This is a genomic window from Psychrobacillus sp. FSL K6-4046 (genome assembly GCF_038624605.1).
In the GTDB taxonomy this organism is placed as follows: domain Bacteria; phylum Bacillota; class Bacilli; order Bacillales_A; family Planococcaceae; genus Psychrobacillus.
In genome coordinates this window covers 536,136-549,811 of record NZ_CP152020.1, presented here as the reverse complement: position 1 = coordinate 549,811, position 13,676 = coordinate 536,136, and the positions used below count along the sequence as shown (strand labels likewise).

At 36.2% G+C, this 13,676-nt stretch carries 13 protein-coding genes; 5 read left to right on the top strand and 8 right to left on the bottom strand.

The window, feature by feature from the left end; translation table 11 throughout:
• Positions 1-136 precede the first annotated feature (136 nt).
• A complete protein-coding gene (locus MKY09_RS02675) occupies positions 137-1,699 on the top strand; it encodes an ABC-F family ATP-binding cassette domain-containing protein (protein ID WP_169360850.1) in 1,563 nt (520 codons plus the stop codon).
• Between the two features lie 83 nt (positions 1,700-1,782).
• Here MKY09_RS02675 and MKY09_RS02670 read toward each other — a convergent pair whose 3' ends face one another.
• Positions 1,783-2,058 (bottom strand): hypothetical protein, encoded by a 276-nt coding sequence (locus MKY09_RS02670; RefSeq protein WP_298473675.1) that lies wholly within the window; start codon positions 2,056-2,058, stop codon positions 1,783-1,785.
• A gap of 258 nt (positions 2,059-2,316) precedes the next feature.
• On the opposite strand from MKY09_RS02670, the gene MKY09_RS02665 reads away from it, so the two are divergent.
• The gene (locus MKY09_RS02665; protein ID WP_342567514.1) at positions 2,317-2,823 is read left to right on the top strand and encodes a hypothetical protein; all 507 of its coding nucleotides are present in this window, start codon (positions 2,317-2,319) and stop codon (positions 2,821-2,823) included.
• 245 nt (positions 2,824-3,068) lie between these two features.
• Here MKY09_RS02665 and MKY09_RS02660 read toward each other — a convergent pair whose 3' ends face one another.
• Positions 3,069-3,617, bottom strand: coding sequence for an RNA polymerase sigma factor (locus MKY09_RS02660; protein WP_169360847.1), 549 nt, complete (start codon positions 3,615-3,617; stop codon positions 3,069-3,071).
• Between the two features lie 200 nt (positions 3,618-3,817).
• On the opposite strand from MKY09_RS02660, the gene MKY09_RS02655 reads away from it, so the two are divergent.
• Positions 3,818-4,294: a hypothetical protein gene (locus tag MKY09_RS02655; RefSeq protein ID WP_342567513.1), complete on the top strand. Its 477-nt coding sequence runs from the start codon at positions 3,818-3,820 to the stop codon at positions 4,292-4,294.
• Positions 4,295-4,392: 98 nt separating this feature from the next.
• Here the strand turns inward: MKY09_RS02655 and MKY09_RS02650 are convergent, their stop codons facing one another.
• From MKY09_RS02650 to MKY09_RS02625, 6 genes are all read right to left on the bottom strand, one after another.
• Positions 4,393-5,658, bottom strand: a complete 1,266-nt coding sequence (locus MKY09_RS02650; protein ID WP_240949787.1) for a CNNM domain-containing protein — start codon at positions 5,656-5,658, stop codon at positions 4,393-4,395.
• 292 nt (positions 5,659-5,950) lie between these two features.
• Positions 5,951-7,237, bottom strand: coding sequence for an ABC transporter permease (locus MKY09_RS02645; RefSeq protein WP_342567512.1), 1,287 nt, complete (start codon positions 7,235-7,237; stop codon positions 5,951-5,953).
• Positions 7,238-8,335: an ABC transporter permease subunit gene (locus MKY09_RS02640; protein ID WP_342567511.1), complete on the bottom strand. Its 1,098-nt coding sequence runs from the start codon at positions 8,333-8,335 to the stop codon at positions 7,238-7,240.
• A 10-nt stretch (positions 8,336-8,345) separates the two neighbouring features.
• Positions 8,346-9,218: an ABC transporter ATP-binding protein gene (locus MKY09_RS02635; RefSeq protein WP_342567510.1), complete on the bottom strand. Its 873-nt coding sequence runs from the start codon at positions 9,216-9,218 to the stop codon at positions 8,346-8,348.
• A 162-nt stretch (positions 9,219-9,380) separates the two neighbouring features.
• Positions 9,381-10,286, bottom strand: coding sequence for a cation diffusion facilitator family transporter (locus MKY09_RS02630; protein ID WP_342567509.1), 906 nt, complete (start codon positions 10,284-10,286; stop codon positions 9,381-9,383).
• A gap of 201 nt (positions 10,287-10,487) precedes the next feature.
• On the bottom strand, positions 10,488-11,174 hold the full coding sequence (locus MKY09_RS02625) for a cyclase family protein (protein WP_251553507.1): 687 nt from the start codon (positions 11,172-11,174) through the stop codon (positions 10,488-10,490).
• 232 nt (positions 11,175-11,406) lie between these two features.
• Between MKY09_RS02625 and MKY09_RS02620 the strand changes: the two genes are divergently transcribed.
• Together MKY09_RS02620 and MKY09_RS02615 are read left to right on the top strand one after the other, a co-directional pair.
• Positions 11,407-12,804 carry a dipeptidase gene (locus tag MKY09_RS02620; protein ID WP_342567508.1) on the top strand — a complete coding sequence of 466 codons (1,398 nt, stop codon included), beginning with the start codon at positions 11,407-11,409 and terminating at the stop codon, positions 12,802-12,804.
• A gap of 101 nt (positions 12,805-12,905) precedes the next feature.
• Positions 12,906-13,673 carry a hypothetical protein gene (locus MKY09_RS02615; protein ID WP_342567507.1) on the top strand — a complete coding sequence of 256 codons (768 nt, stop codon included), beginning with the start codon at positions 12,906-12,908 and terminating at the stop codon, positions 13,671-13,673.
• The last annotated feature ends 3 nt before the right edge of the window (positions 13,674-13,676 follow it).

Genomic DNA, 13,676 nt, shown 5'->3' with positions numbered 1-13,676 from the left:
GGTGACTTGACCTGCCTGCATTTCTGCAGAACATATGCAGAAGAAAATGTCTTTGCGATGCTTTTTTAAGCAAAGATACAGAGAAAATAATCGTTTTATCAGTTTTGCGAGCTTTCTTTTTGGAGGAAAAAATCATATGTTAAACGTAGTAAATTTGGGACATACATTCGGTGATCGTACATTATTTAAAGAGGTTTCATTTCGCTTAGTTGAGGGTGAACACGTAGGACTAGTTGGGGCAAATGGTGTTGGAAAATCAACATTGATGAGCATTTTAACGGGAGAGATTATATATGACGAGGGTCGAGTAGAATGGCTTCCAGGTACGCATTATGGATATTTAGATCAGCATACACGCTTACAGCCAGGGCGTTCCATGTTCGATACACTTCGTGATGCCTTCTTACCTCTTTATAAAAAGGAAGAAGAGCTTAACGAGATTATTGGAAAAATGGGTGATGCTACACCTGAAGAGCTTGAAGTGTTACTCGAACAAATGGCAGAAATTCAAGATGCACTGGATGCTGGAGACTTCTATTCACTAGATATGAAGATCGAAGAGGTTGCTAGAGGACTTGGTCTAGATGCAATCGGACTAGACCGTCCAGTAGAGGCATTATCTGGTGGTCAGCGTACAAAGGTTTTACTTGCCAAGCTTTTATTGGAAAAGCCAAAAGTTCTTTTACTAGATGAGCCTACTAACTATTTAGATGAAGAGCATGTAAATTGGTTATCCAACTATCTTAAAAACTATCCACATGCATTCTTATTAATTTCTCATGATACAGAATTCATGAATGGAATTGTAGATGTCATTTTCCATTTAGAATTCTCGAAGCTAACACGCTACACAGCTTCCTATGAAAAATTCTTAGAGCTTGCGGAGCTAAATAAAAGACAGCATCTGGACGCTTATGAAAAACAACAGGATTTCATCAAAAAACAAGAGGAATTCATCGCTAAAAACAAAGCACGCTACTCTACAACTGGACGGGCTAAGTCTCGCCAAAAACAATTGGATCGCATTGAGCGTATTGACCGTCCTGAGACTGCAGCGAAGCCAGAGTTCGGCTTTAAGGAGTCTCGTAGCTCTGGGCGTTATGTCATTGAAGCGGAGCATTTAGAGATTGGTTACGACAAGGCACTTCTTCCCCCTTTAACGTTTACGATAGAGCGCGGAGAGAAAATTGCCCTTGTAGGGATGAATGGTATTGGTAAATCTACCTTACTAAAAACCATGCTAGGGAAAATCCCTCCAATTGGTGGAAAAGTAATCCGAGGCGACTTCCTCTTCCCTTCTTACTTTGAACAAGAAGTAAAAGCTGGTAACATTACACCAATTGAGTCTGTATGGGAAACTTATCCAAGCATGGAGCAAAGCCAGGTTCGAGCAGCATTGGCACGCACCGGACTTAAAAGTGAACACATTACTCGCCCTCTTTCCAGTTTAAGTGGTGGTGAGCAAGCGAAGGTTCGTTTATGTAAGCTAATGATGGAAGAAAGTAATTGGCTAATTTTCGATGAGCCAACTAACCATTTAGATATTCATGCAAAAGAAGAGTTGAAACGTGCAATGAAGGAATTCAAAGGCACAATTGTTCTTGTCAGCCATGAGCCTGAATTTTATGAGGGCTTAGCGACAAAGGTTTGGAACGTTGAAGAATGGTTCTCTACAGGGAAAGAAATTATTGAAGAGTAAAACTTTAACCTGATAAACATTAAAAAGCTGATCGTGAGAAGTATCGCGATCAGCTTTTTTGCATATTCTTTTGACTGGAAACGTTAGTTATCTCCCATATCGACAGTTAACTCTAAGTCTATCTCTTTTTTCATAGCATGCCACTTTGCTTGATATTTGGCTTTTGGAATCCCAAGATTTTGTTCATAACGGCACATCCAACAAGAACAATGAACCTTGCCTTTGTTAAACTTACCTCTTACGGGCAGAAATTTTTCTTCGTTGTCGTCCCAATTAAAAACGTTTCTTACGATTCCTATCTTTTTTTGAATGGCTCGCTCTCGCTGATGGCGAGTGTAAGATTTCGAACGATTTTTCATATTGTATCAGCTCCCTTGAGAAACCCGAGCTTGCAAGTTGCTTCAAGGAATGGCAATAGCGCACCCTACAAGCTCGGCATGTAGCTGAACAATTGGATTATATAATTCATAGTGTCTTACCCCTCTATTTTTTTTACAATAATAGCATATCTCAAAGCAGAACACTAACAGCTATTTCTATAACATATTGCATAGAAATTTTTTTGTTCATCGTGTATAAAGTTATAAAAGAGATTATTATTTAAGGAGATTAATACAGTGAAAACCAATGCTCTATTTTATAAAATACAAAAAAGAACTGTGACCACTAAGGACTATGTGAATTGGTCCCATAACTTATTAGCAAACGATATATCATCATCATCCGTAAATATAGTTTCTTCCATCTCATATAATGAGAGTATTTTCGAAGTGGAAGTTTATTTCAAAAGGGCTTTACAAGAGTTATCAATACAAGCACCAACCATTGAAACATGTACAAGAGATTATTTAGGTCATTTAGCAGCTAAAATACTAGAGGCTAATAGTCATTCTGCGATATTTGATTTGGCTTACATGATGTATCGGATTATTGCATCTGATTTAGAGTATCCGGACGATTTGATGGAGTGGTATGAGGTAAGTGAGCTCATCGATCAGCTGCGCTATAGCGTTGAACCTACTGAGCTTAATGAAGAAGAAGTAATATCAAGGATTAAAATTGAGGCTAGCAATTATCCCGTTGAGCAAAATGTTCATACTTCCCAATCTACTAACAAAGACTAATTAAAATAGAAAAACGAACTTGGGTTTGCTATTCCAAGCTCTTTGCCTTTTTATAAATATAACGTACGTGTCTTATCATTCTTCCCATTGGAGTCGCAGCCTACTGCTACAATCGGCACAAATAAAAAGTTCATAATAATCACCGCTTTTGTCATCGATTTCATTCAATTGAATTTATTGCCTAACTAAAAAATACTAAAACGTGAAACCTTCATCAAGATTTCACGTCCTTATTTATACATATTTTACGCAAAAGCTAATGATTCTTTTGCTAGATCGTCATTCATAATCATTTCTTTTAGACGTTGTTTTGCTCGGAATAAGCGTGATTTTACAGTTCCTATAGACACTTTCATAACCTCTGCAATTTCATTTAGTGAAAATTGATGTACATAGAAATACATGACAGTCTTTTGATAAATAGCATCTAGTTCAGAAATCTTAGTGCGGACAATTTCACAAACGTCTTCTTTTTCTAGCTGCTCCTCTACTGATAAAACATCTGAAGCAATGAGGTCCAGCAATGAAATATCTAACTGATCAGGTTGATTTGCAACGTATTTACTGCGTCTTACTTGCTTACGGTAACGGTCGCGGAATGTATTCATACAAATAGTTGTTAACCATGCTTTTACGTGGTCTACTTCCTTCATATAAGACTCGTACCTTACAACTTTCATCCATACCTCTTGCATTAAATCTTCTGCTTCTACAGGGTTTTTAGTCAGTTTCAGACATAGGTAGTATATGTAACGGTTATATTCTTCATATATATTCTCAATTGTAATTTGCATTTTTAATATCCTCCGGTTGGCTTTTCTTATAACTATATAATGCCAAATCCTAACCTTACCCTCCATCGGATTCTCTTTCAGAAAAATTACAAACGTGTAAGAAACAAGAAAGGTATCATGTAGTAAAGTACGCATCAACCAACCTGCACTATCTACTAGCGGCCAAAGCCAACCACTAACTTCCTAGGAGGAATATAATTTTGGAAAATGGAAAATTAATAACTTGGGAACCAATACAAAACAATCCATTTGACCGTTTTAAAGAACCAATGGACTTAGTATCCATGCATTATGATTTTGAAAAATTCGAATTAACATTCGCAACATGTACACTCAACAACCCTGTACAGGAATTTAAATTCACATATAAGCAAGACGAGAATTATTTTTATCCAGTTCGTCATTTTCGCATTTTGGAAGAACATATAAGATCGGATTTGGAAAACCTTTTTGGTGAAATTTACAAGGAAAGGAAAGACGCTGGTTTGCCAAATCACTTGTACGATTCTACTTTTTACAAAGTAGAAAATTCAAGTTTTGAATCCTGGTATAAAAGTATTGACGGTAGTCTTCCGTTACCAGAAGATTCTACTCTTGAACATCACTTATATGTAACAGGCAATCATTTTATTGATGTATTAAGTGAAGTACAACCCACAATTACTAAAATAAAATAGATAATATAACCACTGTATACTTTTAGTTCGATCTATTGCATTGTCTTCTATAAAAAACCAATTAAAAATGGCACCTAAATAAAAAAACACAAGAGAATTTAATCCTCTTGTGTTTCGGTAGTATCTTCCTCTGAATCCTTTGTAATCGTTACTCGTACAATTCTATTGCGATCCATTTCGTTTATTTCTATATACAGGTTTTCAAAACGGAACTTTTCATTTTCTTCTGGTACATGACCGAGCTGTTCTAAAACGAGACCACCTATTGTATCATTTTCTGTTTCAATAGAAAGCTCGAACATTTCATTTAGGTCTTCAATTTCAAAACGTCCGGAGCATACCAGATGGTTTTGCGATTGTTCAAACAGAAGGATTTCTTCATCCTCATCCGTCTCATCCTCAATTTCTTGGCCAATCATTTCTTCTATTAAATCTTCATGCGTAACAATACCAAGTGTACCCCCGTATTCATCTAAAACGATGGCCATATGCTTCTTCTTGTTGAGCATCAACTTAAATACTTTTTCTACACTTAATGTTTGTACGACAAACAATGGTTCTTTATCAACAATTTCCTCTAGCGTAAGTGACGGTTCTATAGACCATTCTATTAGCATTCTCGAATAGAACATCCCAACAATCGTGTCTAAGCTCTCTTCATATATAGGATAGCGCGTATATGAGTGTTCTAAAATGATATCTCTTACTTCTTCGTAAGTAGCTTCTATTGGGATACCTACCACGTCTGTTCTATGTGTACAAAGAACATCCGAGACATCCTTATTTGGAAAGTCCAGAATTCCTCTAATTCTCTCCGACTCCTCTACCTCAAACGTACCATCACTTGAAGCAAGATCCACCATGGAAAGCAATTCTTCCTTCGTAATCATGGTTTCTTTTACTGCCCCATTAGATCCTATTCTGATGAGCATATTTGTAAATTCTGAAATCAAGATAGTAATAGGACGAAGAATTGCGACTAAGAAACGTATAAATGGTGCTACTATGTAAACAATCGTTTCAGAAAATGTTGCTGCAATGGTTTTCGGCAATACCTCACAAAATAATATTATAAATGCTGCCACAACTACAACGGACCAACCAATATGCCAATCATAGTGGTCTGCTATTAATATAGCTAATAACGTCATAGATGTATTAGCTACCGTGTTACCAATGAGAATCGTTATAATCATTCGGTCCGGCTTCATTAGCTGGGCAAGTAATTTAACTGCAGCAACCTCCCCTTGCTCTGCTTTCAGCTGGACCTTTGTCCTATTTACTGTCATTAAGGCTGTTTCACTTCCGGAAAGGAAAAAGGAAGCTACAATGGAAACAGCTAAAAGTACAAATTCTATGTACAATTTAAAATCCTCCTATTTATTCACGTTCATATATTTTAATTATAAATATAGCATACCGCGATTTAAGTTGTCACAAAATTAACACAACTACAAAAAACTAAGCGTAAGACTTTCCAAAGAAAAGGAATACTCTATCATTATACTCTATAATTATTTTTCCATGCCAATTAATGACCAAAAAATCCCTCTCTATTCTAGTAATTTAAAATTTCTAGTATAGAGAGGGATTAAAGGCTAAGGAGAATCATGCATATATAGTTGCACCTAGATACACAAATGAAAGGCTTCCTATTCAAGTTACTTGTCTTTTAAATCGAAAAGTTACATAACCCAAAATGGTTAGAATAATGCCTAAGGCCAGAGAAATATATAAACCTGTATTAAATGTAAAACCAGAATTAAATGTACGGGTAGCTATTTCTCCAGTGATAATTCTATGGATATCTGTATATACAAAAGGATTAAATTCAGAAGAAAGAAAGTTCATCCCAATATAAGTGATCGCCCCTGACAAAACCATGGAAAGGCTCGCATTTTTGGTCAAAAGGGCAAGTAAGAAATAGAGCGAGTACATAAAGAAGGAAAAAACGATTAAGAATAATAGGACCTTCCAAAAATACTCTTGGAATTCTATAAAGTGAAACTGGTCTTCTCTAGGATTCAAGGAGTTACCAAAAATACTTGTTGATTTTGTACCTTCATATACAAGGATCGGATTTTTCAAACTACCTAGCCCATTGGTGAAGAGGCTACAAACTAATGGGATTGCTAACATAAGGAGAGAAAAAATAAGTAGATATATGTATCCACTAATATATTTTGTGAAAAATAGTTTCAAGCTAGAATAAGGTAACACTCTATAGAAATTCAGGCCCCTCTTCTTTTTGGTTGATTCGGATGCAATGCTGTTTCCAAAAATAAAACAACCAATCAATACAACTGCAGGGATAAAAAACAGCTGAATAAGTTGAACTAAAAAGGAAAAGCCTTCTCGACCATACCTTTTGGTCATAGTTAGATACTGTTCCAAAGACGTCCCAGTAAAATCATCATAGATTGTCGCAAGAAGAGGCTGAGTTGTCGTGTTTTGAACAAAAGGCTTACTGTTGATATCCTTCAGTAGCTTTAATTCCTCGTAAGTGGCTCTTAATGTAAAATGAGAGACCAATTGTTCCTCAATGCCGTATGTTGCAGCCTCTGGATCTTCCACAAATATCTGTAAACTATCAATATCTTTTTCATGTAAGAACATCCAATCTTCTTGCTCATAGGCTTCTATCATTTTTTCATAGTTTGTAATCGACTCTAAATAGCGACTAATAAATGAATCCATCTCTTCCGCTTTGGCGGTATCTCCTGCCTCGATAGCCTTGTCTTTTTCTGCTCTAGATTCATTTGCGAAATTTGTAAACATCTCAGGATAACTTTCTAGCCTGGTTATATTTCCTTCGTGAACCTCTTCGGCCACCGCATAATTAAAAATATAAAGACCAACGGCAGCTAGAAAGGAGAGGAAAATAGAAATTAATGTCGTCTTCTTTTTAAGTACCTTTTTAGACTCAAATAAAAATCCTCTCATCTAAGTTCCTCTCCTTTTACTCATATATATAGCAACCAGGATTAAAAGGATGGATACTCCTAATAAGAGACTTGCTCCAAAAAGTACCTGAGTTTTATGATTCAATACAGCGAGATCAATCATACCGTATGTAAATGGGTTTACCTGATAGACAAAACCATTCACCAATACGATGTAGTTCCCAATGTGTAAAAAGATGATAAGCAAATAACTTATGATTGTATTCCTTACTAAAAAACCCGTTAGAGTGATTAAGGCGACGGAAAAAATCATATAGACGAAACTATAGGAAAACGCTTCTCGGAGGTAATTGCCGGATGTAAGAAAATTTCCTTCGGTTGTAGTCAATGGATAAGAAAAACCATTTTCCATGTTGTCAGTAAATAGATAAGGAAGTAAAAAAGAAGTCAAAAACACGATGGACATCCAAAGTACACCTAATACAAAAAAGCTAACGAACTTATTCATTAAATAATAGGGTCTCGACAAGGGTAAAACATATACCATTTGTATATTTTTCTCCTCAAACTCTCTCGTAATGGATGTCCCAAGAATCAATAAGAGAACCAAAAATCCAAAAGGATTTAATAGGAGAGCAACTACATTTTTCATAAAGAGGGATGTCTGAATAGAAAGGTTTAAATCCTCCTTTGGCAGTCCTTCCTTTAACAGCTCTTCATTGAGCGAAATTGTATCCAACATGTCTGACTTACTCTGTCTGAAGTCGCCATTCATATCTTGATAAGCGATTGCAGATTGATAGACTTTAATTTCTGTTGCCAGCTCTACTTCCCATTTTTTATCTTGTACAGCTTGAATGAGTTCATTTATTTCATCATATAAGTTTAGGGCAGCATTTAATTTGTTCTCTGCTTCTGGATCTGAGGCTGTTTCTAGTTCCTGTCTGTTTCGTTCGATTTCCTGAAACACATTGCCTCTATGTTCGGAGAATTGTTGTACCTTATTGGCTGCCACCAAATCTTGCTGAAGAACATTTCGAGTATATAATCCACAAATAAATAACACAGTTAATAGAATGAAGATGATAAATGCCTTTGCATGGAGTATCTTCTTGATCTCAAATAGGAATATTTTCACATTGAGCTCCTCACAGTCCAAATAATTCTTCATAATGTTTTTCTGAACCGGTTATTTCCTTTTCGATGTCGTAGATTTCTATTTGATGTTCCTGAAGAATGCTTAACACTGTGGATAAGGGCTGCTCTTTTAACTCAAATTTAAGCTTATCCTGCTGTTCGCTTACTAAAAAACCATTTTTAATAAGACAGGACTTCCCTTTTTGAGAATCCGACAAAGTGAGAAAATAGGTAATGGATTCGTGTTCTGCCATATTGACTTGGAGTATTTTTTTGTCTTTTAAAAAAAGGATTTGTTTGGTGACACGATCTATTTCCGCAAGATTATGGGAGGAAAGAATAATAGTCGTACCCTTCTCTGCCAACTCTAGTAAAATCTTTCGCATGAGAATGGCACTTGTCGGATCTAAACCATTTAATGGCTCGTCCAATAATAATAGCTTGGGCTTATTCACCAAAGCCATAGCTAGCAATAGGTGCTGCTTCATACCAAGAGAGTAATTCCCCACTACCTTTTTCACATAATTGGTCATGCCCACATATTCCGTTACTTCATTTATTCGGGTTTTACTTATTTTATTAACCTCGCATACGTATTTTAAGTGATCATAGCCCGTTAAATATTCAAACAGAACAGAGTTGTCTTGAAGATAAGCTACCTCTTTGAACACTTTAAAATTTTTATTTGATTTACCGACCAATTCTACACTTCCTGAATTAGCGGAAAGTATGTTAGTAATAACATTTAAGAAAGTAGTTTTACCGACTCCATTTGGCCCAACCAAAGCCCAGATTCCCGGCGAATCGATGGTTAAACTAATATCATCTAGTATTTTTTGTTTCTTATAGCTTTTTGAAAGATTTTTAATCGCTAATCTAGGCAAGTTTTCAATCCTCCTCCATAAATTACAGAATATTCCTTATTTTTAATCAATATAACATTATAAACTATATTTTTCAAATAAAGGTATGACATATATTTTTACGTTATAAAAAAAGTCAAAACCCTATTAAATAAGGGCTTTGACTTTTATGTTCTGTGCTGGTTAAAAATGATAATCATCTTCCGAAATGACTATTTCCTTCGGGTCATATGGTTCAATGTGAACAAACGTTACGGCCTCACTGTTAAGAGATTGTATATGTTGTTCAATTTTATTAGAAATATCATGTGATCGACGAACATTTAAGTTCGGATTAACACTAATGGTTATATCAATTAGCATCATACCACCATGCTGACGGCCTCGAATTTCAGTAATTTCACGTACTTGTGGCATTCTTTCTATATCTGCACGGATTTTAGCTAAAAATTTACTGTCAAAGCCATCTGTTAACAAATAAACAGCCTCTTTAAATATATCAATTGCAGTTTTAATAATTATAATACCGATGATAAAAGCTGTTATCGTATCAATAATAGGGAAGCCAATTATTGCTGCTACAATCCCAACAGCCGTTCCGATACTTACAAAAGCATCGGACCTATTATCATAAGCAGCGGCCTTTACGGCTGTACTTTTAATCCTTTCAGCCAAATTATAGTTATATTTGTAGACGCCAAACATAATAACTGCACTTATTAGGGCGACAAAGATTGTTAGTATGTCGGGGGTTACTTCCACAGGATTAGTCATACTCTTTACCGCAGATATCAATACCTCGATTCCAACGTATATCATAATAAAGGAAGCAATTAGCGAGGCTATTGTTTCGGCACGAAAGTGGCCGTATCGGTGGTCATCATCTGGTGGTCGCTGTGAAATACGTAACCCGATTAACACTGCAACAGAAGCAATGATGTCTGTCGTATTATTAAGACCATCTGCCCTTAAGGCTTCTGAATTTCCTAGATATCCTGCTGTTAGTTTAAAAATACTTAGGACAATATAAGTCACTATCGATAAGTAAGCACCTTTTTCACCGGCGCGCAAGTTTGTGTAAAGCTCCAAAATGTTTCCCCTCCGCAACTTCCCTTAAAACACGAAAGAGGCTACCCATTGCCTAAACTGGCAATTGGGTAACCTCTATACTGAGTTTTTTTATTATATCATTCATTTGATCTTAAAGAAAGATTTACACCGAACAGGTTAGTAATTTAACTATTCACTATTCTCGCTTATATATTGATTCTATTTCAAAAAGTCTAATCTCTATTCCTCCACTTGTACGATGACATTAACTACCGATGCATCATGGTCTTTGATACGTAGTGGTGCGGTGAAGGCAGAAATAAGTCTTTTGCCTATTAAAGGTTCAGGGTTAATGTCTTCGTAAATAAGCATGGTCGGTTCTTTGTACCTTTCATGGTCTAAGAAAGCATGGTGTACGAAATAGCCATTCTCTTTTGCTTCTGTTAAGTTTTCAATGCTTAGCGTATCAATAGCGACTGCTTTACAGTTCGGCAATTTTGTCCGAATATATTCGGCTGCTTCTGGTGAGACAGTCGGAAAGTTATTAGCATATTTTTCAAAGTCAGTTCCGCGGTGTTTCCAGTTTCCTGTATTAAAGATAAGAATATCAGCAGTCTTAAGATCTTCATATTTTTCAAGTAGCTCAATTGTTATAAAACCATTAGGACCAACTGGACAATCAATTAATAGTGGATTTTCGTAAATGAAGTCTTCAATTGGAATAGCATCTATCCCCTTCCCATTATTTAAATGGTGATATGGTGCATCTACATGGGTACCAGCATGAAGATACATGCTAAGAACGCTACCGTTCCAATCATCCCCTTTTTCCAAACGCTCTCTTGGCTCTAATTTAACTTCTGGTAAACCGGGATAAACAGGCATCCCTTCATAGATTGGATAACCTATTTCAACATATTTCTTCATTCCTATCCACTCCCTCTATAATTTTAATTTTTGTTTATTGTAATAGCCTATCTTCTATATGAGTTAACCATATTTCTATTAGTATTCTTTATACATAAGCTAAATACCTTTATAATTTAGATAGAGATTATTTCGTTAATCTCTATTTAACAAACTTTTCTAATGATTTAGTTACCTTGAAATTGTGATATACTATTTTTACTAAACTATCTTTGGAAAGAAGGATAAATCTATGAGCCAAATAACTAATTTAGATAACTATTTTGCAGAAAAAAGAGAACAACATTTAGAAGAATTAAAAAAATTCCTTAGCATACCAAGTATTTCTTCCTTATCAGTGCACAAAGCAGATATGCAAAAAGGTGCAGAATGGCTTGCAGACTCCTTTAAACAAGTAGGACTAGAAAATATTGTAATTGATGAAACGAAAGGTCATCCCGTAGTATATGCTGACTGGCTACATGCGGAAGACAAGCCAACGGTACTGATCTATGGACATTATGATGTTCAGCCCGTAGATCCATTAAACCTTTGGGAATCAGAGCCATTCAAGCCTGAGGTACGTGATAATAAGCTATATGCTCGTGGTGCAAGTGACGATAAAGGACAAGTATTCATGCATGTGAAGGCAGTTGAAGCGCTTCTTGAATTAGAGGGTTCTCTACCTGTTAATGTGAAATTCCTTATCGAGGGTGAGGAAGAGGTTGGAAGTCCTAATCTAGAAGAATACATTGAAAATAACAAAGATAAGCTTGCAGCAGACGTCATTGTTATTTCTGATACAGGAATGCAAGGACCTGGACAACCTGCTGTTTGTTACGGTCTACGCGGTTTATGTGGTGTTCAAATTGATGTAAAAGGTGCTAAAGGAGACTTGCATTCTGGACTTTACGGTGGTGGAGTACAAAACTCTATCCACGCTTTAGTATCTATTCTAGAGTCTTTCCGTAATGCTGAGGGTACAATTGAAGTGGAAGGCTTCTATGACAACGTTCGTCCTTTATTGGAAGAAGAACGTGAAGCATATGCTGCACTTGGTTTCAGTGAGGATGAATTGAAACAAGAAGTAGGTGTCGATGAGTTATTTGGAGAAAAGGGTTATACACATCTAGAACGAGTTTGGGCTCGTCCAACTCTTGAAATCAACGGAGTATTTGGTGGTTTCTCTGGGGAAGGCATTAAAACGGTTTTACCAAGCGAGGCAGGAGCTAAGATTACTTGTCGCTTAGTACCAGACCAAGATCCAGATGAAATAGTTGAAAAGCTGAAAGCTCATATTGATCAGCATAAGCCAGCTGGCGTAACAGTAACAGTTACTGAATTTGATAAAGGTAAACCTTTCATCACTCCTTTCGACCATCCAGCTATTCAAGCTGCAGGACGTAGCTATGAAAAAGTTTACGCTGTACCAACTGCCTATACACGCGGTGGCGGATCTATCCCAATCGTAGCAGCGTTTGATGAAATTCTTGGACTACCGGTAGTGTTGATGGGCTTTGGCTTATCTACAGAAAACTTCCATGCACCTAATGAGCATTTCCATCTAGAAAATTTTGATAAAGGATTACGAGTTATTGGTGATTACTATAATGAGCTCGCTAGCCTATCAAAAGACGAATTAAAAAAATAAACCATGAAAAGCACATGAATTCGTTCTGAGTTCATGTGCTTTTGTCATCAAATTACTGTATAATTTTTTCAACAAAAACTTAAAAATGAAAGGAGACTTTAATGAAAGAACAAGCTTTAAAGTTACTAGCTAGAAAAATTGTGACCACCCTCATCACTGCCATGCTTTTTGCTTTAAGCTTTTCTTCTTATGGCCTGATTGGTAACGATTCTCTTTCACCATATGATCGTGGTGAAGAATTTATTGGCTGGGCTTCTCTATTTTTTTACTACGGTGGTATCATCATTTTTATATACGGGACAGCCGTTTCTATTGTTTTAGAATTAATGCTAAGAAAAATATTACCCAAGTATAATTGGTTATATATTTTATTTCATGGCTTATTTGGTGGTATTTTCTTATTCCAGGATCTAGACATACTATTTTTAGGAATAGTTCCGGCCTTCCTATACGGCCTAGTGGATAGATGGCTATACACTCAAAATATGGATGGTCGCCATATTAAATTCGGACTTCTTATTCCGGTTGCCCTTACTCTAATACTATGGGGAAGTTTCTCCCTTTCATCTGAAACTCGGCCCCCTTTTACTAGTGAAGACGCGATTGAACGTGCAACATCTGGAGAAGATACTATTTCTAGTAACTTTCCAAAGGATAAAAAGAAATGGAATGGGGAAATTGAAGGCTTTCAGGTATCTAGAAAGTCCTCTGCAAGAAATAGAGGTGATCATGAGTATATTGTTACCTTCACAGAAAGCTGGGAAAAGGGGTATTTGAACGGAACTTACAAAATTCATTATATAGTTGATCGAAACACAGTATCTCTTCATAGTGAAAGCGGCCCAGTTCCCCCCTACTATAAAAAATAAGGC